24 protein-coding genes are annotated in these 20,406 nt (G+C 62.8%); 12 read left to right on the top strand and 12 right to left on the bottom strand.

Annotation, left to right across the window (positions count from 1 at the left end; all coding sequences use genetic code 11):
• Nucleotides 1-43 precede the first annotated feature (43 nt).
• Nucleotides 44-421 carry a winged helix-turn-helix transcriptional regulator gene (locus A2J03_RS08745; protein WP_231912443.1) on the bottom strand — a complete coding sequence of 126 codons (378 nt, stop codon included), beginning with the start codon at nt 419-421 and terminating at the stop codon, nt 44-46.
• Between the two features lie 58 nt (nt 422-479).
• On the opposite strand from A2J03_RS08745, the gene A2J03_RS08750 reads away from it, so the two are divergent.
• Nucleotides 480-1,226: an SDR family oxidoreductase gene (locus A2J03_RS08750; protein ID WP_068372226.1), complete on the top strand. Its 747-nt coding sequence runs from the start codon at nt 480-482 to the stop codon at nt 1,224-1,226.
• A gap of 32 nt (nt 1,227-1,258) precedes the next feature.
• Here A2J03_RS08750 and A2J03_RS08755 read toward each other — a convergent pair whose 3' ends face one another.
• Complete coding sequence (locus A2J03_RS08755) at nt 1,259-1,705, bottom strand: MarR family winged helix-turn-helix transcriptional regulator (RefSeq protein WP_068372229.1); 447 nt, start codon at nt 1,703-1,705, stop codon at nt 1,259-1,261.
• A 169-nt stretch (nt 1,706-1,874) separates the two neighbouring features.
• Between A2J03_RS08755 and A2J03_RS08760 the strand changes: the two genes are divergently transcribed.
• On the top strand, nt 1,875-2,414 hold the full coding sequence (locus tag A2J03_RS08760) for a maleylpyruvate isomerase family mycothiol-dependent enzyme (protein ID WP_068372232.1): 540 nt from the start codon (nt 1,875-1,877) through the stop codon (nt 2,412-2,414).
• Between the two features lie 22 nt (nt 2,415-2,436).
• Here A2J03_RS08760 and A2J03_RS08765 read toward each other — a convergent pair whose 3' ends face one another.
• Together A2J03_RS08765 and A2J03_RS08770 are read right to left on the bottom strand one after the other, a co-directional pair.
• Entirely contained in the window at nt 2,437-3,135 is a 699-nt protein-coding gene (locus A2J03_RS08765; protein WP_068372234.1) for a GNAT family N-acetyltransferase, read from the bottom strand.
• A gap of 86 nt (nt 3,136-3,221) precedes the next feature.
• Complete coding sequence (locus A2J03_RS08770) at nt 3,222-4,436, bottom strand: Cmx/CmrA family chloramphenicol efflux MFS transporter (RefSeq protein ID WP_068372237.1); 1,215 nt, start codon at nt 4,434-4,436, stop codon at nt 3,222-3,224.
• 523 nt (nt 4,437-4,959) lie between these two features.
• On the opposite strand from A2J03_RS08770, the gene thrS reads away from it, so the two are divergent.
• Nucleotides 4,960-6,234 (top strand): threonine--tRNA ligase, encoded by a 1,275-nt coding sequence (gene thrS / locus A2J03_RS08780; RefSeq protein ID WP_068372243.1) that lies wholly within the window; start codon nt 4,960-4,962, stop codon nt 6,232-6,234.
• Nucleotides 6,231-6,623 carry a VOC family protein gene (locus tag A2J03_RS08785; RefSeq protein WP_068372246.1) on the top strand — a complete coding sequence of 131 codons (393 nt, stop codon included), beginning with the start codon at nt 6,231-6,233 and terminating at the stop codon, nt 6,621-6,623. Before thrS ends, A2J03_RS08785 begins: the two co-directional genes overlap by 4 nt.
• 10 nt (nt 6,624-6,633) lie before the next feature.
• Here the strand turns inward: A2J03_RS08785 and A2J03_RS08790 are convergent, their stop codons facing one another.
• Together A2J03_RS08790 and A2J03_RS29820 are read right to left on the bottom strand one after the other, a co-directional pair.
• Entirely contained in the window at nt 6,634-6,879 is a 246-nt protein-coding gene (locus tag A2J03_RS08790) for a hypothetical protein (RefSeq protein ID WP_197480679.1), read from the bottom strand.
• Between the two features lie 83 nt (nt 6,880-6,962).
• Nucleotides 6,963-7,175, bottom strand: a complete 213-nt coding sequence (locus A2J03_RS29820) for a PLDc N-terminal domain-containing protein (protein ID WP_231912444.1) — start codon at nt 7,173-7,175, stop codon at nt 6,963-6,965.
• A 446-nt stretch (nt 7,176-7,621) separates the two neighbouring features.
• On the opposite strand from A2J03_RS29820, the gene A2J03_RS08795 reads away from it, so the two are divergent.
• From A2J03_RS08795 to A2J03_RS08820, 6 genes are all read left to right on the top strand, one after another.
• Nucleotides 7,622-7,984: a hypothetical protein gene (locus A2J03_RS08795; protein ID WP_068372253.1), complete on the top strand. Its 363-nt coding sequence runs from the start codon at nt 7,622-7,624 to the stop codon at nt 7,982-7,984.
• 122 nt (nt 7,985-8,106) lie between these two features.
• A complete protein-coding gene (locus A2J03_RS08800) occupies nt 8,107-9,009 on the top strand; it encodes an alpha/beta fold hydrolase (protein WP_231912445.1) in 903 nt (300 codons plus the stop codon).
• Nucleotides 9,010-9,484: 475 nt separating this feature from the next.
• Nucleotides 9,485-10,429 (top strand): helix-turn-helix domain-containing protein, encoded by a 945-nt coding sequence (locus A2J03_RS08805; protein ID WP_068372256.1) that lies wholly within the window; start codon nt 9,485-9,487, stop codon nt 10,427-10,429.
• 132 nt (nt 10,430-10,561) lie between these two features.
• Complete coding sequence (locus A2J03_RS08810; protein WP_068372259.1) at nt 10,562-11,317, top strand: FAD-dependent monooxygenase; 756 nt, start codon at nt 10,562-10,564, stop codon at nt 11,315-11,317.
• Entirely contained in the window at nt 11,314-12,390 is a 1,077-nt protein-coding gene (locus A2J03_RS08815; protein WP_068372262.1) for a maleylacetate reductase, read from the top strand. Before A2J03_RS08810 ends, A2J03_RS08815 begins: the two co-directional genes overlap by 4 nt.
• A 9-nt stretch (nt 12,391-12,399) precedes the next feature.
• Entirely contained in the window at nt 12,400-13,299 is a 900-nt protein-coding gene (locus A2J03_RS08820; protein ID WP_068372265.1) for a dioxygenase family protein, read from the top strand.
• 11 nt (nt 13,300-13,310) lie between these two features.
• On the opposite strand, the gene A2J03_RS08825 is transcribed toward A2J03_RS08820, so the two are convergent.
• From A2J03_RS08825 to A2J03_RS08840, 5 genes are all read right to left on the bottom strand, one after another.
• A complete protein-coding gene (locus tag A2J03_RS08825) occupies nt 13,311-13,946 on the bottom strand; it encodes a class I SAM-dependent methyltransferase (RefSeq protein ID WP_068372268.1) in 636 nt (211 codons plus the stop codon).
• Nucleotides 13,947-13,948: 2 nt separating this feature from the next.
• On the bottom strand, nt 13,949-15,325 hold the full coding sequence (locus A2J03_RS08830) for an MBL fold metallo-hydrolase (protein ID WP_082897702.1): 1,377 nt from the start codon (nt 15,323-15,325) through the stop codon (nt 13,949-13,951).
• A 387-nt stretch (nt 15,326-15,712) separates the two neighbouring features.
• Nucleotides 15,713-15,853, bottom strand: coding sequence for a hypothetical protein (locus tag A2J03_RS31575; RefSeq protein ID WP_231912446.1), 141 nt, complete (start codon nt 15,851-15,853; stop codon nt 15,713-15,715).
• On the bottom strand, nt 15,850-16,884 hold the full coding sequence (locus A2J03_RS08835; RefSeq protein ID WP_231912447.1) for a hypothetical protein: 1,035 nt from the start codon (nt 16,882-16,884) through the stop codon (nt 15,850-15,852). Before A2J03_RS08835 ends, A2J03_RS31575 begins: the two co-directional genes overlap by 4 nt.
• Nucleotides 16,885-16,963: 79 nt before the next feature.
• Nucleotides 16,964-17,476, bottom strand: coding sequence for a hypothetical protein (locus A2J03_RS08840; protein WP_068372271.1), 513 nt, complete (start codon nt 17,474-17,476; stop codon nt 16,964-16,966).
• A 105-nt stretch (nt 17,477-17,581) separates the two neighbouring features.
• Here A2J03_RS08840 and A2J03_RS08845 point away from each other — a divergent pair, with 105 nt between their 5' ends.
• Nucleotides 17,582-18,295 carry a DsbA family protein gene (locus tag A2J03_RS08845; RefSeq protein ID WP_068372273.1) on the top strand — a complete coding sequence of 238 codons (714 nt, stop codon included), beginning with the start codon at nt 17,582-17,584 and terminating at the stop codon, nt 18,293-18,295.
• Between the two features lie 7 nt (nt 18,296-18,302).
• Nucleotides 18,303-19,169 carry a cytochrome c biogenesis CcdA family protein gene (locus tag A2J03_RS08850; protein ID WP_068372277.1) on the top strand — a complete coding sequence of 289 codons (867 nt, stop codon included), beginning with the start codon at nt 18,303-18,305 and terminating at the stop codon, nt 19,167-19,169.
• 18 nt (nt 19,170-19,187) lie between these two features.
• Here the strand turns inward: A2J03_RS08850 and A2J03_RS08855 are convergent, their stop codons facing one another.
• Nucleotides 19,188-20,246 carry a zinc-dependent alcohol dehydrogenase family protein gene (locus A2J03_RS08855; RefSeq protein WP_156520274.1) on the bottom strand — a complete coding sequence of 353 codons (1,059 nt, stop codon included), beginning with the start codon at nt 20,244-20,246 and terminating at the stop codon, nt 19,188-19,190.
• Nucleotides 20,247-20,406 lie beyond the last annotated feature (160 nt).

Below are 20,406 nucleotides of genomic sequence, written 5' to 3' on the forward strand. Positions count from 1 at the left end.
GGTGTCGCGTCGTAACACAGTCATTTCGAGTTGAGGTGCTGGATTAGGAGTCTGAATTCGATCCCGGTCTCGGCGGCAGCGGAGTAGGGGATTGTGCTGCAGCCCATTCCGCAGACCACTGCCACAGGGGTTCGAGTGCCGCGCTGAGCGAAACACCCGCCTGGGCCAGCTCGTACGTTCGCGAGGGACTCTTCTCGATCAGACGGGCGTCCTGGAGTTGTCTGAGTCGTTCTGCCAGCATGCTCGACGAGCAGTTGTCCATTCGCCGCCTGAGCTCCAGGAACCCGAGCTGGCCGGCCTCGAGTTCCCACAGGATCCGCAAACTCCACTTCTGCCCCAGTAGGTTCATCGCCGCATGTGCAGCCGCGGTCTCGTCGGGTTGCCCTGCAGGCGGCGGGGGTGGAGTGTTTGCGCTTCTCATTCAGAAGCACCATACTCACTTCTGTTTCAGAAGCGTTCGGTGACGGTGAGGGGCAAGCATGGCGGTAAACCAGGACGATTCAGGACGCGTCACTCTCGTAACAGGTGCATCACGCGGGATCGGCGCCGAAATAGCCCGACTCGTCGGCGCCGTTGGCGACACGGTCGTGGTGAACTATCGCGAGAAGCGGCCACGTGCGATCGCGGTGGCGGCAGAGATCGAACGCGCTGGAGGCCGGGCTCATCCGATCGGTGCCGACCTGTCGGACGAGCAGAGCGCGTCGGAAATGATCGACGACATCTCACGAACCTTCGGTCGTCTCGATGTGCTCATTTTGAATGCATCGGGTGGATTGGAACGCGGGGCTGATCCCGACTACGCGATGCGACTCAATCGCGATGCCCAAGTGCGTCTCGTGGAACTGGCGATGCCGCTGATGAAGCCGGGCAGCCGGGTCGTGTTCGTCACCAGTCACCAATCGCACTTCTACGGGCAGAAGCCCGTGCCCGAAAACTACCAGCCCATTGCGCAGAGCAAACGGGCGGGCGAAGACGCTTTGCGAGAACGTATCCCGGAACTTCTCGAGCGCGGCATCACGCTGACTGTGGTGTCGGGCGACATGATCGACGGGACGATCATCGTCCGGTTGCTCGAGCGACGGGATCCCGATGCCGTCTCCGAGCGGCGCGAACACGGAGCGTTACCGACCATCGAGGAGTTCGCGTCGGTAGTGGTGGACGCATCGATCGCGCAGGTCGAGTCCGGGCACACCTTCTACGTCGGTGGCGACGACTATTTGTCTTGAACCACATCAGCAAGCGGCCGGGCGGGATTGTCTCAATCCGATTCGCAGGCGGCGGCGAGTCGGTCGAGTAGTCGGCGGAGGTTCGTGGCGTCGCTCTCCGTCAGTCCAACGTGAAGAAGCTCGTCTTCTATCTGCCTGACCTTCCTGCGGACTCCGTCGAGCAGTGCTTGCCCGACGTCGGTGATGGCGACAGTCCGTTGGCGTTGGTCCTGCGACCGGTCTCGGCTGATGAGCTCTCGCTTCACCAGCTCGTCCAGGTGTCGACCGAGCCGCGTGGGATCACGGCGTGTCCTACGGGAGAGTTCGCGTTGAGATACGGCGGCACCCGAGGCGACCTCGGTCAGGATTGCGTATTCCCACATCGAGAGGCCGGCCTCGCGTAGGAGGGGCTCCTCCAATGCGGCCAATCGCGGCAATATCCGAAACATGACTGCAGCCAGGTCCTGCTCGCCGCACGGCGGACTGTCAGCATCGGTCATGGACAACCTTCCGATAATCATCTACCGTGGTAGACGGCCCGATCATCTACTGCGGTAGATGATCGGGTCTCGACTCTGTGCGCATCTCACGTTAAGTCACACCCTGCCAGTCTTTGCGACCACCCGACGCCGACTGCGTGCGTTGGCCGTACCGGAAATGGGCCCTTCTATGGACGTATCCGTCTTACACACCGCGACCGAATGCCTCGCCGAATATCTATCCGAGGTGACCCAGGGAGATCTCGGACAATCAACACCGGCGCCCGGCCGGGACATCGGTGACCTGTACCTGTACCTGATCGATCGGAATATCACCGTCGCTGCAGCCCTCATGCCTGATAGCGCACAATCGCAGGTCGGCCTCACGAGTCGATCGGCGCTCGATGCGTCGGTGAATGTGTACGGCGGCGGGTTCGAAGAGCGGTATCGCCGATCAGCGTTGCAGATGGAGGACGCCTTTGCGTCCGTTTCCGATGCTGATGTGCGTTGCCGAATCGACGGCGTCGAGATCGAGGCCGGCGCGATGTACGACCAGCAGGTCAGCGAAACAGTCATCCACACTTGGGATGTGGCGCATGCTCTTGGGCTGACCTTTCACCCGCCGCTCGAGGTGGCGCACCGGATACTGAAAACACTCGAGGAACAGTCGATCGAAGATGTCGACGCGGTGTGGGAGAGTGCTCTCAGAATGTCCGGACGGCTGAGCTGACGACGTCGCGGCGCGTCAGGCGTCAGCGGGCGGGAATGTCCCACAAGCGGTAGTCGCCGATCGTGGTGAACCCCATGCCGGTGTACATCGGATAGCCAGGAGTGGTCGCCTGGAGCACCGCGGCGTCCGCACCACGGTCGAAGCCGTCCTTCATCGCCATCCAGGTGACAGCTGCACCGAACCCGGATCGACGATGGCCGCGTCGAACAGCGACGAAGTAGATGCCGATCGTGCTCTCGTTCCTCACTCCGACGCTCACTGCTACACAACGGCCGTCGATCCACCCCAAATGGAACCGGATCGAGTCGTCGGCGAGAGCGCGCTGGTGTGCGATCGGCTTCAATATCGCTGGGTCCATCCGGTATCCCGCAGCCGCGCAATCGACGAACGCGCGTAGATCGGCCACGTCGCCGGCAGTCGTGAATGTCAGTGCAGTGGAAGGGGGCGGCACAGCCGTGGCCGCCGGGATGGCCATGACCGGATACAGGGGTTGGCGCTCGATTCCTCGGTGTTCCGAATATTGCTGTGCTGCTGCACTGTTCACGTGGCTGATGATCCGCCAGTCGACGCCGCGCCGGTCGAAAATCGCCTCGGCCGCGGCGAGCACTGAATTTTCGTCGGCCTCGAGGTGGAGTTGATTGAAGCCGGTGGCCGGGATGCCCGTCGCGACAACAGTTCCGCCGGGAAGGTCATGGACTGCCCCGTCACAGATCCGCGACACATGCTGCCAGAAAGCGAGGTGGTTGACGTTGGCCGAGTGGATGTCGATTGTCTTCCCCTGATCTGCGGTCCGGTGCAGAAACGACGCTACCTCGCGCGCCTGAATGTCGACGACGGCGGTAGGTTTGCTCCCTCGTCACCTAGTCTGGCCCGAGCGAGAGTGCGATGCCGTGTCCATCCCGCCACACCGACCACGAGTGCGATCGCCACCAACGCCGCGCTCGACCACAGTGGCGCCCGGTAGCCCAGGCCCATACCGATCGTGAGCGCTCCGAGGGTCGGACCCAGAGCGGCGCCGACGTTGAATGCGACGGTCGCGAACGAACCCCCGAGCGTCGGGGCATCGGCGGCGTCATACAGCACCTGCGAGATCAACGTCGAGCCGACCGCGAAGGAGAGCGCACCCTGCGTGAACAGCAAGATCAGCGTCACAGCTGGATGGGAAGCAGCCAAGGCGAATACGATCCAGCCCGCGAACAGCACCACTGCCCCGACGCTCAGTAGCGACAGTGGCCGTGCGTCGGCGAGTCTGCCCCCAACGCTGACGCCTATGAACGATCCGAGCCCGAACAGCCCGAGAAGCACAGGCAACCAATGTGAGTCGAACCCCGAGATGTCCGTCAGCAGCGGCGCCAGATAGGTGAACGAGCAGAAGGTCGCACCGTTGATCAGCGCTCCGAGCACCAGCATGAGCACGAGCTTCGGGCGACGCAACGATGCGCATTCTGCTCTGGCATTCGGGATGGATCGAGTCGATGAATCTGGCGGTGTCGCACACAAGATCGCGACGACTGCGGGAACGGAAATCATCACGATGGCCCAGAACGCGGCACGCCAGCCCCACGCGTTGCCCAGAATGGCGCCGCCCGGCACCCCGACCACGCAGGCAATGGTCACGCCCCCGAGGAGTACGGATGTCGCGCGTCCCTTCTTATCGATGGGGGCCATCGACATCGCAGCACTCAATGCCACTGCCAGGAACCCGGCGTTGGCCAGCGCGCCGATGATACGAGTGACCAACAGAACTTCGAAACTGCTTGTGAGTGCGCCGATCACGTGGACCGCCATGAATGTGACCAGGAACGTCAGAAGTGCACGACGGCGTTGCCATCGAATGCTCAGTACAGCCATCAAGGGTGCGCCGATGATCATCCCGACTGCGAAAGCAGAGGTCAGCAGCCCTGCTGCCGAAACCGACACCTGTAGGTCGTGGGCCATGTCGGGGATAAGGCCGGACAACATGAATTCCGATGTGCCTTGGGCGAATACAGCAAGCCCGAGGACATAGATTGCGAATGGCACTGTGAAACTCTCAATCCGAGATCGCGAGAGGCTTCGCGGTCACATGACCTACGAAGCAGAGGACACGACGTGCGTCACAGCGTGGAATGTGCGCAGCCGACTTTTCGACTCGAAGTTCAGAAGGTAGAGGTGTGCCACCAATTGCGCACGAGGAGAAACGACCGCGAATGGTGCGGCAGTCGAGCGCAACGAGATGTGGCCACCGGACTACTTCCGGTGGCTAGAGTCTGGACGCCTTGGGGCTGGACACGGTTGCGAACGTAGCAAATGCCGCTCGGCGATGTCCACCGCATTCGATCTTGCGCAGCAGTGTCGGCGCCGTTCGAAACAGGGTGGCGCGTATCTGACTCGTCCTGTAGTTTCCATTGCATGATCGGATTCAGTTCAGCCACGACGACGCCGGGAGATGCCGGTGTCATTGCGACGGACTGACTGAACACGGTCCAACCCAAGCCCCGGAACAGCTCCGGGGCTTTCTGCATTCCTGGGGTCTGTGTCGGATTCATCGATCCAGGAGCACTCTATGGACTACGACCACCGCGAACTCAATCGAAATATGTCGATCTTCGCCACGGACCCTCAGGTTGGCTCGGGGTTGCCGATGTGGCTGCCGTCGGGCGCCGCCATTCGCCACGAGCTCGAATGTCTGGCGCGCGAACTTGCTCATGCCGATGGCTGTGTCAGCGTCTACTCGCCGGTTCTCGGAAAGCGGTCCCTCTACGCGCGATCCGGGCATCTGAGCAAGTTCAGCGAAGACATGTTTCCTGCAATGCAATTGGGTGACGATGACTTGATGCTGAGACCTGCGAATTGCCCGCATCATGCGTTGATATTCGCTGCTGAGAACCGTTCCTACCGCGACCTCCCGATCAGACTGAACGAACTTGCCTCCATGTTTCGCGCCGAACGTTCCGGTGTCGTCTCCGGCCTGAACCGGGTCCGCCAGATCAATCTCGATGACACGCATGTGTTCTGCAGGCCGGACCAGGTACTGGGCGAGGTGCGACAGGCGCTGCGGTCCGCTCTGCGCGCGCAACAGATTCTGGGGCTGCCCGTCGACTACGTACGACTGTCGAAGCGCGACGACTCCGGCCAATGGCTGGGGAGTGCTTCTCAGTGGGCCGACGGCGAGGGTGACCTGCGGGCTGCCGTCGCCCCGGTCGCCGAGGAGCATGGAATCGGTGTCGTCGAAGTAGCAGGGGAGGCAGCGTTCTACGGGCCGAAGTTGGACATCCAGTCCCGGACTGCGCGCGGAAACGAAGAAACTATTGCCACCGTGCAACTCGACTTCACTCAACCCGAACGATTCGACCTGAAATACAAAGGCCAGGACGGGCATTTTCACCGGCCCGTGATGATTCATCGGGGAACCGTTGGATCCATGGAACGTGTCACTGCGCACCTGCTCGAGCACTATCGAGGCCGTTTGCCGTTCTGGTTGGCTCCGACTCAGATCACGCTGCTTCCCGTCGACACCGAACAGGACGCGTCGGTGCGCACCGTCGCCGACGATGCGATCGCGTCAGGACTTCGGGTGAGAATCGACCACGGCGGTTCGCTCGGTTCGCGAATCCGTGAAGCGCGCGCACGTCGAGATCACCTAATCGGTGTAGTTGGGCCGAACGAGGACGAGGCGAATACCGTTCACATCACCGATGTCGTTGCAGGCGTTCGACTGCACATCGAGCGATCGGAATTGCTGACGCTGATGCACGATGCCCACCGCGCACGCTGGAGGGCACCGAACTGGCCGTCCTCCGAATCGAACTCGATCGAGCTGATAGGAAGTACCGAATGACCGCATTTGCGAAACTGTTCGCCGTCACCGTCGACTGCATGGACCCGGTGCAACTGGCCACGTTTTACCAGGGTTTTATCGGTGGACGAATCCGGTCGTCCAATCCGGATTTCGTCGTGCTCACCGGCCCCCACGACGTACGTATCGACTTCCAGCGCGTCGAGAACCCGGAGCCAGGTCCATGGCCGAGTCCCGACGCACCGAGGCGCGTGCACCTGGACTTCGGCGTCGACGACCTCGCCGAGGCCGAGCGACTGTTGCTCGGCCTCGGTGCGAGACGCGCGTGTCATCAACCGGGCGGTGACAGGTTTCGAGTATTCCTCGACCCGGCCGGGCATCCGTTCTGTGTCACAACATTCGAGACTGCAGCAGCTGTGCCAGATGAGTAGGCCCCTTTCCTCAGGGGCGTCGTCCACCTGCCAGATAGAGGGTGTTCCAGGAGTCCGTGTCGCGGGCCATCTGCCGGTCGTGAGTTGACACCACCACCGCGGCTTCTGTTGCGTCGAGCGCCTGAGTCAACTCGTCGACCAACCTGATGGACAGTTGATTCGTCGGCTCGTTCACCAGCAGCTCACCGATCCGCTGGCCGACTTCCCTCGAGCGCAGAATCCCCAGCAAGGACCGGGACAAGCCATTCGAAACCACGATACGTCAGGGGCATCAGCTGTGTCCGTCCTTTCAGAGCTATTCGAAGGCAGTCATGGTCCCATCAGCGGTGGCGTCGCGCATCACTGCTCGGCTCTCTTGGGTCGGGCAAAGAACCAGGCGAGGGCCCCGAAGATCGGTACGACAAGCACCAGCACGCACCACCAGAACTTCCCACCCTGCCGGTCGTGGGAGGTCCGCAGAATCGATACCCATGCAATACCGCAGAGAGTCAGCCAGATCAGCACCATTGCCGTCCAAGCGAGGTCGAACGCAAGCGGCACTGTGGGATTCACTGTTCTGCCCTCTTCCTCTGGCGCGGGTTCCGCAACCCTACTGTGCGTAGGCGTCGACGCAGTGCACCCACGGCCGTGTCCCACGCCAACGTGCGATGAGGTGGGGCAGGAAACGCATCGGCGATCCGCGCTTCCGGGGAGGTCGCACGAACGGCCGGATGACTACCCTCGCGTCGAGTCGAAATCGGTTGGGAAGCGATGAATCGACCACGAAATGCCTGTACAAGCGGGGTGTCGTTTGCGAAGTGGGCTGCGTGGGTAACTGGAACGAGTGGCGACGTCGAACCGTCGCCGATCTCGTGTAGATGATCCCGGGCGTGGGCCGGGGACACGACGCGTCCAGCATGTGGTGCTCCCGAATTCCAATACTGCATCAAGGTCGGTTCTTGGTGACAGCAGTCGTGGACGGGTACGAGTCCGAATCCAGGCAACAGTGAGGCCAATCCATGACTAACGACGTCGAAAAGCGGTGGCACGACTCCCATGGCTTTCGATCTGCCGCGCGTTACACCGTTGCGGTGATCGTGTCGGCCGTGGCGATACTGGTGGCTTGCATCATGTGGGCGGTGTGGGGGACGAATGCGGGCGCCTGCGATGACGCAGCATTCGTTGTATGCGCGGATCCTGAACGAACGATTCTCGTCACCGTTCCTCCGGCACTCCTGCTTGCAGGTGGAATAGGCGCGTTCGTACAGACCTATCGGGTGTGGCGCAGGGGCGGGGCGTGGCCGATCTGGCAAGGAGCCGGGTGGGTGCTACTGACTTTCATGGTGATCTACATGGGAATGGCAGTCAGTGTTGATCGCTGAATATCCAGCGGCTCCACCGCAGTGGCGCGGTTGGGTGTCCCAGGATGCACTTATTCGTGCCACTGGCGGCGGAGCCGCCAAGGGATCGACGTCGGAAGTTGAACTGAGAAGGATGTCATTCAGTGTTGAGTGAAGATACGTCGGGCGCACGCGCCGTGCCGCGCACACGTGAGCTCGCGAGTCACTGGGTCCGGTTCGTCGACCACGGCAGCGGCCCGACGGTGGTGTTGGTGCACGGGCTGATGGGCACATTGCACGACTGGGATCCTCAGATTGCCGACTTGTCAGCGCACTTCCGGGTCATCGCGGTGGATCTGCCAGGGCACGGTGAGTCCGACAAGACCCCGGGAGACTACTCGTTGAGCGCGCACGCTGCGACCATCCGCGACCTCCTCGTCGACCTCGGAGTCGACTCGGCCACGATGGTCGGGCATTCGTACGGCGGAGGGGTGTCGATGCAGATGCTCTACCTCTTCCCCGAAATGGTGGACGGTATCTGCTTGATCGCCAGCGGAGGTCTGGGACAGGAAGTGAACCCCGTGCTGCGAGCGGCATCGATGCCGGGTAGCGGGATCGCGATTCCGTTCGCCGCGTCCTCCGTTGTCCGCGGTGTGCTCGGCGGTGTGCTCGGCGCACTCAAAGGGCTTCGGGTCTTCACGATGAGTGCGGGCGACCGACGGGCGTGGAGGAATTTCGCCTCCATGTCCGACGCGCCTACCCGTCGAGCTTTCCTATCGACCGCCAGATCGGTGATCGACTACCGCGGACAAACCGTCAACGCCACCAGGCTCCTCTCGTCGTTCTCCGACAAGCGGGCGTTGCTGGTCTGGGGTGACAAAGACGCCATCATCCCTCTCGCCCATGCACATTCGGTTCGAGATCAGATGCCCGTCGGAACCGTCATCGAAGTCGTCGCGGGAGCAGGACACTTCCCGCACCTCGACGAGCCCGAACAATTCGCGTCGGTGTTTCGTACGTTCATGTCCTCGGCCGACGAACACGCCCCACCGCAAGTGGGGGCGTGAAAGCGCTGGCTCGCGTACACTCCCTGACCGGCCCGTGCACTTCACTATCGAAGGGGCCACCCGACGTCCGGCGCGATGTTCCAAACGCGCTGGGCTGTCGTCGCCGGCGGAATGTGCCTGCGTTAGATACACACCGTCTGCTGGTTTACAACACTCCTGTGCGTTGTAAACGGACGGTGTTGTTGTAAACGTGGGGGAGCCAGGTATCGGCGACTTCTGCGGCCTCGGCGACCAATATGGAATCCTCGAGCGCGTTGTCTATGGTGAAGCTCGGGCTGAAGTCACGGGACAGCATCGCAACCCACAGATAATGGCACCGCCTCGGTATATTCTCCAGCGAGTTGGACAGTTGGATTTGCTGTTGGACACTGGGGTCTGTGCCTGAATTCTGCGACGGCCGGGAGAAACGGTGCATCCTGATAATCTGCGTTTAGATCCGGAGAAATAAGCACTCCGACGGAGGAGACTCTCGATCATGTCCATCGCCGAGTTCTCCACCGCCGGACTTCCGTTTCCCGAGCGTCTCGAGCTCTGGGAAGGCCACAACGCCGACGTGCTCATCGGGCTGCGCTGCCGCCGATTGGAATCCGCCCAGCTCGAGGCCTCCGAGAGGAACGTGCAGCTCGAATCGGTCCAACTGGCTCGCGTCATCGGGACCTCTCACGTCGTGGAGAGGGACGCGGAGCTCATTCGTCGTCGGCCTTCCGACTCGGTGATGATGTATTTCAGCCTTGTCGGCGATGCGTTCTTCTACTCCGAGGACGGCGTCCGCACCGTCGGCCCGGGCCAGGTGCTCCTGTGCGACGCCGACAAGGCCTTCATGCGTGGTTTCTCCCACGGACTCGAAGAGTTGGTCGTGAAGATGCCCCACTCGGTGTTCGGTGATGTGTCGGGGCTGACCTCGTTGCGATCCCCGATGGTCTTCGACTTCTCCGCGAACGGCAACGTGCACGCTGCGGCCCTCGCCCAGCAGGTCGGTCACGCGACTCGTTCGGCCGATCCCACCGCGCCCGACGAGCGCGCGATCCTCGAACTCGTCTCCGTGCTGGCCACTGGCGCGCGTGCGGATCTCAGCTCGGCGCATCGGGCATCTGCCCGGGCCTTCATCGAGCGTCGACTGTTCGATACATCGTTGTCCGCTACTGCGGTGGCAAGCGCGGTCGGTATCAGCGCGAGACAGTTGTCTCGGGTGTTCGCAGCCGACGGGACAAGCGTGCCCAAGTACATCCTTCAACGACGGCTCGACCTCGCACATGCACGGCTGACGACACCGTCGGCGGCAGCAACGACGATCGCCGAGATTGCCCACGACTGCGGGTTCACCTCCGCGGCATACTTTTCCAACGCCTTCGCGACCAAGTTCGGCGCGCGGGCATCCGATGTTCGTCGCGACGCGGTCATCGCTCGATCGGCCGGTTGAACCTTTCCGAATCCGCCACTTCTTCTCCTTTGCGCCGCAATACGGCGGCATCCTTCGGCGTCGTGCATGTGATGCCCGACACTGATGTGAAGGACCCGCGATAAGCGTCGGGCTCGGCGAAGGGTGTGTGCAATGCCGGTGTTCGACGACGGTCAGCAGGCGACCGAGCCGCCCGACTCCGCTGTGGTCGAGACTGATGTTCTCATCATCGGTTCGGGCCCCGCGGGTGGTAGCGCGGCTCTCCTTCTGTCCACGCTCGGTGTCCCCAACATCATGATCACCAAGTACCGATGGACGGCCAACACACCTCGCGCCCACATCACGAACCAGCGTGCGATGGAGATCTTCCGGGACGTCGGCATCGACGACCAGGTGCTGGCCGACGCTACCGAGCACGGACTCGTCGGTGACACCGTGTTCTGCACCTCGATCGCCGGCGAAGAAATCGGTCGAATCCGCACGTGGGGAACCGGGGCCGATCGCGAGGCCGACTACCAGCTCGCTTCGCCGTGCCTGACAGTCGACATCCCGCAGACCTACCTCGAGCCGATCCTGGTCAAGAACGCCACGATGCGTGGGACCCAGGCTCAGTTCTCGACCGAGTACTTATCCCATGTGCAGGACGCAGACGGTGTGAACGTGTCCTCCTGCAACCTCGCATGGAAGATCGCGGCGGTTCTGAACGGTCAGGCCGGCGAGTCGCTACTCGACACCTATTCAGCTGAGCGCGCCCCGGTCGCTGAGCGAATCGTCAAGCGAGCCAACCGGTCCAGTCGCGAATTCGCCGATCTGTTCCACGCTCTCCGCGTCAACGATGCGAAGGCGGAAGAGGAGATGATCGGGCGAGACGCTCTCTGGCAGGCTTCGACTGCGGTTCTCGCACGATGACCTACGAGTTCTCGTACAACGCGAATCCGATGCGAGTGCGATTCGGGTCGGGTGCACTCTCGGCTGTGGCAGACGAACTCGACCACGTCGGCCTTCGACGCGTCCTGGTCCTCTGCTCGCCCAGCCAGAAGGACACCGCCGAATCTCTGGCGTCGATCCTCGGGGACCGCTGCGTGGGCGTCCGCGCCGACGCCGTGATGCATGTTCCCGCGGAAGTGGCTGCCCGGTCGAGCGCGGAGGCCCTCTCGCTCGGGGCCGACGGATGCGTCACGGTCGGCGGCGGTTCGTCGATAGGTCTCGGCAAAGCCATCGCGCTCGAGCACGGTCTCCCGATCGTGGCCGTCCCCACCACGTATGCCGGATCGGAAATGACCCCGGTCTGGGGCATGACGACCAACGGGCGCAAGGACACCGGTCGCGACAACAGGGTCCTGCCGTGCAGCGTCATCTACGACCCTGATCTGACGACGAGTCTGCCGGTCGGAATCTCTGTCACGAGCGGTATCAACGCCGTGGCTCACGCGGTCGAGGCGCTCTACGCGCCCGACATCAGTCCAATCGTCGCCTTGATGGCCGAGGACGGTGTTCGCGCACTCGCGTCGGCACTCCCGGCGATAGTGGCGAATCCTTCCGACGCGCAGGCCCGCAGCGAGGCGCTCTACGGAGCCTGGTTGTGCGGAGCGACGCTCGGTGCCACCACGATGTCGTTGCACCACAAGCTCTGTCATGCGCTCGGTGGCTCGTTGAATCTGCCGCATGCCCCGACCCATACGGTGGTACTACCTCACGTTCTGGCGTTCAATCAGTCGGCGGCACCCGGCGCGGTGTCGGCCCTCTCACGTGCCCTTCCTGGTTCCGGGGACCCGGCACGTCGGTTGTGGGATCTGTGCCGTGCGCTGGACGCGCCTCGGTCCCTCGCCGAATTGGGAATGAAGGAGGGTGACATCGACCGGGCCGCAGAAGAAGCGACGAGCCGATCGTACGGAAACCCCCGCCTCGTCACGCGCGAGGCGGTCACAGCCATTTTGCACGGAGCGTGGGCCGGCGACCGGCCGACCGATATCGGACAGTGAGAGAGAATCATGACCGAGCAGACCATGACCGGACAATCCCAGGACGTCGTCGAGGAACGGCTGGTGGAGAACGTACTTCGATCGTTCGACGACTGCACCGACCCGCGTCTGAAGCAGTTGATGACCTCTTTGGTGCAGCATCTGCACGGATTCATTCGCGACGTGCGATTGACCGAAGAAGAGTGGAATACCGCCATCGGCTTCCTGACCGATGTCGGGCACATCACCGATGATCGCCGTCAGGAGTTCATCTTGCTCTCCGACGTCCTCGGGGCGTCGATGCAGACGATCAACGTCAACAACCCCGCCTACAAGGAGGCGACCGAAGCGACAGTGTTCGGTCCGTTCTTCGTCGACGATGCTCCGCGCATCGACAACGGCGGCGATGCGGCGGGAGGCGCTGCCGGACAACCGTGCTGGGTGGAAGGGACTGTGCGCGACACTGACGGTAACCCGATCCCCGACGCACGCATCGAAATATGGGAAGCCGACGAAGACGGGTTCTACGACGTCCAGTACGACGACGCCCGGGTCTCGGGGCGGGCGCACCTGCACAGCAACGAAGAAGGGCGCTACTGGTTCTGGGCGCTGACCCCGACTCCGTATCCGATCCCGCACGACGGGCCGGTCGGACGAATGCTCGCTGCCACCGGGCGCGCACCGATGCGTGCCTCGCACCTGCACTTCATGGTCTCGGCGCCGGGCCTACGGACTTTGGTGACGCACATCTTCGTCCGCGGCGACGAGCTGCTCGATCACGACACGGTGTTCGGAGTCAAGGAGTCTCTCGTCAAAGACTTCGTCGAGCAGCCCGCGGGAACGCCGACTCCCGACAGGCGTAATATCGGGGACAACACTTGGGCGAGAGTTGATTTCGACATCGTGCTCGCGCCGGTGGTTGTGTCCTGAGGGGCGTCGGTTCAGGAGGACTTGCGGGCCTGCAGACGTTCCACGAGCCCGAGGGTGAACCGTTCGATCTTCTCGACGGAGAAGTTCTCGTCACCGTCGACGAGGAGTGACGGACGGCGAAGGAAGTGCTCGCCGCCGACTGGAATGCTGATCAGTTCCACAAGTCGTTGTAGCCATCGAACGGGTCGGACGGACGACGCGACGTGGTCGGCGAGCAGCAGGGTTCCTCCGGGCCGCAAGACTCGTGTCATTTCGGCGAGCGCGTCGTCGGGGGAGGGGATGGCGCACAGGGAGAAGGTGCAGACAACGGTGTCGAACGATGCGTCGGGGAATTGCAGATGGTGTGCGTCTCCGAGAACGAGTCGAGCATCCGGCATGACGTTCTCGGCGCGGACCTGTGCGAGTGCGAGCATGTCCGGACTCAGCTCGATTCCTGTCAGGACCGTGCCGGTTGGGTAGTGATCGAGATTGAGCCCGGTCCCGACAGCGATTTCGAGGACCCGGCCACTGGCACGCGAACAGATCCAAGATCTGGTGTCCCGAAAAAGTACACGATCGAGGAACGTCATGTGCTTGTCGTAGGTAGCCGACTGCGAGTCCCAGTAGCGCTGCCATCTGACGAGTCGGCGCGTCGATTCGTCTGGCATCGTCAGCCGGCTTCCGTCGTGATCCCAGCGTCGACCGCGTTCGAGTAGTCGTCGTCCACGAGCACCACGTCGCGTCCTGCCCGGTCGAGAAGACTGGCCGCTATGGAGGCGCGGTATCCGCTGGCGCAGTGCACCCACAGTTGCCCAGCAGGGAGGGTGTCGAGGCGTTCGAGCAGATGATGCATCGGAACATGTGCTGCGCCGGGGATATGTCCGGCGTCGTACTCGTCGTCACGCCTTACGTCGAGAATCACCGAATCGCCGTCGGTTGCGTCGTCAGCGGCGACGACGCTGGCCGGCAGTTCGGCGAAGGTGTGCAGCGGATACGACGAGAGCGGGGTGTCGCCACTGAGCTCCTCGGCCGAACCTGTTGCCGCGCCTTGTAATTCATCGACTCCGATGCGCACCAGCATTCGCTGTGCATCGGCCACCTGTTCCGCAGTGTCACCGATCAAGGACAATGGTGTCCCCCAGGGCATCAACCAGCCGACGTAGGTGGAGAACTGGGTTCCCAGTGCTATCCCGACACTGCCGTGAACATGGGATGCCGCGTACGCGGTCTGGTCTCGCAGGTCGACGATCCATTCGCCCGCATCGATGCGAGTGCGTAGCTCGTCGGCGTGCAGCGGACTCGGGGGTGTGAGGTCGGGAGCGGTAGGACCTTGGCGGTTCAGCGCACCCATGTGCGCATAGTAGGCCGGGTAGGCCGTCAGATTCGCGATCAGCTTTTCGACGAATGCATCCTCGTCGTCGGTGGTCAGCGCGTCGTTGCGTTGCTTCTCTTCTCCGATGGTTCCTCCGTCTCCGCCCGCTGCCGATCCCGACGAGCAGAAGCTGCCGAAGCCGTGCGTGGGGAAAACCTCTGTCGCATCGGGAAGTTCGGCGGCCAATCGTCGCGCGGAGTGGAACTGGGCGCGAGTGAGTTCATCGGTGCGTGCGACATCGACCAGGTCGGTTCGACCCACCGAGCCATAGAGCAACGACCCTCCGGTAAAGACGGCGGGTGTCTCGTCGCCCTCGCTGATCACGTAGGACAGGTGAGTGTCGGTATGACCGGGAGTGGACAACACTCGGACGGTCATCTTTCCGACGACCAGCTCGTCACCGTCACGAACAGCGTGTCGCTCGAACGAGACCTTGTCGTCGGCGTTGACGACGTAGGGGCAGCCGTTGCGTTGCGCGAGGTCGTATCCGCCGGTGACGTAGTCGTTGTGTATGTGGGTCTCGACGACCATCGCGCACGTGACGCCGTGTTCGGCGAGGACTTTCTCGACGCGATCGATGTCGCGTTGTGGATCGACCACAACGGCGGAGGTTCCGTCGTGGACAAGATAGCTACGGTCTCCGAGGTCTTCGGTCGAGATCACTTCGACGTGCACGACGATCACTCCTTGATGGTTGTACCAACGTACCTACTCAGCGTCTGAATAACGCTTGACCAGGGCTTGCTGCTCTGCTGCTCACGATGACGGGCGTCTTTCCAGTCAAACACCTGCTCGGGCGCAGCGCGACTATTTCTTGGAGAACATGCGGGACAGGAATCCCGGCGACTTCGGATCGGCGGCGTGTCCTGTGCATCGATCGGATGCCGGAACGCCCCGCATCACTTGGTCGACGTGTTGGCCGCAACCCGCCCAGGTGGTCTTTCCACACTTCTTGCATTTGACTGCCCTGCACATGGCATCTCCTTCACTTGTCGAGCAATTCACCCGACTATACCCCATGGGGTATATGAACGGCCGCGGTCGCGGAATTCGGCGGGGTTCTCAGAAGTGGGGTACGACCTTGAACGCGGTGTACCCGCCGGTATCCGCAGCCAGTGCGACACCGTTGGACGTCACCACTGTCGGCGCATCGCCTGGTGAAGTGCCGGTGACGCGGCCGGTGGCCGCATCGATGGCGGTCATAGCCGATTTCGAGCCGCCGTACACGACTCCGCCGACGAGTGTGAGCGGTACGCGCCGGGAAATTGATCGGCGGTGAACCCTTTGGTGCCGTATTGCACGAACAGAACCGCGATACCGTCGTCGGTGAGGTCATCGGTAGTGATCAGGGTTGATCCGCTACTGGCATCGGCAACAACCGTCATCGGGGTCCGAGCACCACTTACCCATCGGACTTCGGCGTCCGAAAGACGGTAGACCGCCTGGATCGGCTCGGAACGGGTAGGGATTGTCCACGCAACGATCACCGAGTTGCCCGCGGCACCGATGAATCGTGCGGAACCGGCTAGAGCTGCGGGCGGCGGTGTCAGCGTTTCGGTGGACCAGGCAGTGTTCCCGGTATCGACGGTGACGATTCGCGCGTTCTCGCCGTCGGCGACGACCGCGTGTCCGCCGAATTCTGTGACCGCGCCACTCAGGTCGATGGTGTGTCCGTCGACTGCCGATACTGCGCCTTCTGCTGAATTCGATTCTGCAGCGTCGCAATCGGCGTCGATCAGGAGCCCGGTCCCGGTCAAGCAGCCCTGGGTGCGGACTGGGCCCCACACGATTTCGCCGGTCCGGGTGTCGCGTGCGGTGAGATAATCGATGTTGTCGGAGTCGGTGTCGCCGACGTCCTGGGTGATCAGTAGTTCACGACCACGGACAGATGCGACGGCGAACTGTGCGCGGTTCGCCGGCACGTCGACCCCGAACCGTGGTGCGCCGGTGTCGCCGAGCACCTGCACTGTCGCCGAATCGGATGCCTCGGTGCCGACCAGTATTCCGGCGAATCCGTCGTCGACAACCTGGGGCGTCGAGATGAACGGGACCGACCACAATGGGGTTTCGAGGAATCCGGGAGGTGAAATCAGTTGCGACGTCGACGGATTCTCGACCGCGACTGCATTCGAACCGTTCACCTCGGCGACCGTTGATCGACTGCATCCGGAGACGCTCGACACAGCGCAGATTCCCGCTGCGGCGATGGCGGCGACTCGAACGCTGATTGGCAAGTCGGTCAGAATGTTTCGATCCTCCAACGGTTGTCCTTTTCGGAGGTGCCAAGAGCGGCGTGCGTCGAGGGACCTCAGGTCATACCGAGCACGACGATGTAGTGCAGTCGCGTCTGCGCCATCGGAAGACCACGGCTGCCAACAACATTGTCAGCGATACGCCCGCAAGAATCGGTTGTATCGGCGCCCACAGCCCCAATGCGCCTGATGTGCCGAGCGCGAGGAGGACGAGCTTGTTGCACACGGGACAGCCGACGGCGAAGAAGGTCAGCACTACTCCGAGAGCGGCCGGAGTGCCGGTGCGCTCGGACTGCTCGGGCTTGTCGATACCGAACCACACGGCGGTCAACACGGCCGTAGCCAGCAGGACCGGGAGCTCCCATACCCGCACCGGAACCTCGCGGCCGAACACCGGGGTGTCGATGATGTCGGTGGGAATCCCGACCACGAGCGTGGTGATCACCCCGGCCAGGGTGCCGCGCAGTAGTCGCATCCCCCACCTGCTGGGTCGTCCGGCTGCGCTGAGTTCCCGACTATCGGGAACTACAGCGAAATTGACGTCGCGGCGTACGGACGTAGTGGGCTCAGGCATGAACTGGATTCTCCTACGGGTCGTAGTTGTGTGCGTAGGGTGTGTCGTGAGGGTATACCCGGATGGGTATATTCGCCAGCATCGTCGACTACCGAAAGGTATTGCATGACTTCGCCATCTCGTTCCACCCGCCGCCGAGACGCCTGGCTTCTTGGTATCGCCGTGCTGGTGGCTGCCGTCCTTGTGGGAGTTCTGGTGGTCGGAATGCGCGGTAGCGACGAACCGCAGGCGGCCGCGGACGGGGGAGCGAGTGCGATACCGGAGATGGGTCCCCTGGGGGACCTCGCGCGCCGCACGGTCGACGATCCGATGGCCCTCGGTGAGGTCGAGGCGCCCGTCGTGATGATTGCGTTCTCGGACTTGCGGTGCCCGTTCTGCGCCCAGTTCAGTCGGGAGACCGAGCCACAATTGATCGACCGGTACGTCGACGCCGGCACCCTGCGCATCGAATGGCGTGATCTCCCGATTTTCGGGCAGCAGTCCTTCGACGCCGCTCGAGCCGCTCGAGCCGCAGCGGCCCAAGACAAGTTCTGGGAGTTCACCCATGCGGTCTACGCCGACGCACCCGAGACCGGGCATGCAGACCTGACCATCGAATCGCTCGAATCCTATGCTCGACAGGCCGGTGTCCCAGATCTCGCACGATTCACCGACGATGCCACCGGAACCGAGTTCGACGCCGCGATCACCGCGGACGCCAACGAGGCGCAATCGCTCGGTATCCCGGCCACACCGGCGTTCTCGGTGAACGGCGATCCCGTTCTTGGAGCGCAACCGTTCTCGGAATTCGTCGACTTGATCGACGCTGCGGCCGGATAGGGACCTGATGTCTCAGATCGGTCTTCTCGGAGCATTCCTCGGCGGACTTCTGGCCCTGGTCAGCCCCTGCTCGGCGTTGCTGTTGCCCTCGTTCTTCGCCTACGCGTTCGGCGGAGCCGGCAAGCTCGCCGGCCGCACCGGGGTCTTCTACCTCGGGCTTGCAGCGGTACTGGTCCCCCTCGGAGCCGGAGTCGGTGCCATCGGCTCCGCCATCACCCAATACCGCGAGATCACCACGATGATCGGCGGAGTGATCATCATCGGACTCGGGGTGATGATCATCGTCGGCCGCGGATTTGCACTGGGTTCGGCGCAGCGAGCAGCCGCACGCATCGACGTCTCCTCCACCGGCTCGGTGTTCGCGCTCGGAGCGGTGTACGGGCTCGCAGGCTTCTGTTCCGGGCCGCTGCTCGGCGCAGTGCTGACGGTTGCGGTAGCCGGCGGGCAGGCGATGTACGGCGGGGTCCTGATGGCGCTCTACGCAGCGGGGATGGTGGTTCCCTTGTTCGTTCTCGCCCTGGCGTGGGACCGATTCTCGCTGGGCTCGCGAACATGGTTGCGCGGCAGAGAAATTCAAATCGGTCCAGTACGCACCCACACCACGTCTTTGGTATCGGGTTTGCTCTTCGTCGGCATCGGTGTGTTGTTCCTGCTCACGGAAGGAACCGCCAACCTCGGTGGAGTGATGGGCGTCGACAGTCAGTACTCGCTTCAGGTGTCACTCGGCAACATCAGCGATTCGGTGTCGAATACGGCGGTCCTGCTCGTCGGAGTGTTGGTGATCATCGCGGTCCTGGCGGTGCGGATCGTTCGCAGCCGTAGCCGCGAAACCGAAGACGTGGTGCCCGCGAAAGGCGACGACGGGACGACGTGAGATACCGCGCAGATCGACCTATTCGGCTACCAGGACCAGCTTTCCGAACGCCCCACCGCTCTCCAACCGGTGAAGGGCCTTCGTGACCTCGGTCTCGGACGTTGCACTAGACACGGAATCGACCACGGGCCGAATGCCGTGCTCGTCGACGAAAGCTGTCAGCTGCTCGTACATCTCGCGTGATCCCGTCTCGACTCCGTGGATCGTGACGTTGCGGGTCACGAAGTCGTAGGTGTTGATCGACGCCGACAGGCCGGCTAGCAGACCGATGAAGCTGATACTTCCGCCGACTCGAACCGACCTCAGAGAGACGTTGAGATTCTCCCCACCGACGGTCTCGACCACATGGTCGACGCCACGCCCGCCGGTCCAGTCCAGAACTCTCTGCGCAACGTCGTCGCGTCGATAGTCGATGGTGTGCTCGGCCCCGAGAGCTCGCGCCCGTGCCAGCTTCTCCTCGCTGCTCGACGTCACAGCCACGCGGGCGCCCAGAGCTGTGGCCAACTGGATCGCGTGGAGTGCAACGCCTCCGGTGCCGTGGACGAGCACGGTCTGTCCAGCCTCGACCTGTCCTCGGACCACCACTGCGTGCCAGGCCGTGAGAGCTGCGACGGGTAGTGTCGCCGCCTCGGCAGTGGTCAGCGTCCGCGGCGTCTCGGCTGCCTCGTCCTCGTGGACCACGACGTATTCCGCAAGCAACCCGCGGTTGACCGGACCGCCGACTGGCAAGACGTACTTCTCGTCACTGAGTTCGCCGTTCTGCCAGTGCGGCAGGAACATCGGCGACACTCGATTACCGAGATCGAACCTCGTCACACCGTCCCCGCGCGCTACGACGACACCGACGCCGTCGGACAAAGGCACAACCGGACGTGGCGGACTCCATCCGTCCTCGCCATTGATGACTAGAAGGTCGCGATAGTTGAGTGACCATGCGCGCATCCGAAGAAGAACCTCGTGTTCGCCAGGGGAGGGCACCGCCACAGCGGTGCGTCGAAGGGCGTCTGTTCCGTGACCGTCGGTGAGCCACGCGAACATCGATTCAGGTACTTCCGTTGAAGGATCGTGGTTCGTCATGGCTCCAGGATGCTCGATGCGACCGCCCCACACGATTGGCAAATACGACACCTATCGACAAGATCCCGCCATCGGGACAAGATATAGCGTGTGCTGCAGACCGTCGCTGTGATCCTGCAAGAACCTGTCGCTGTATTCGAGCTCGGTGTACTCACCGAGA

It is taken from the genome of Rhodococcus sp. EPR-157, assembly GCF_001647195.1.
In the GTDB taxonomy this organism is placed as follows: domain Bacteria; phylum Actinomycetota; class Actinomycetes; order Mycobacteriales; family Mycobacteriaceae; genus Rhodococcoides.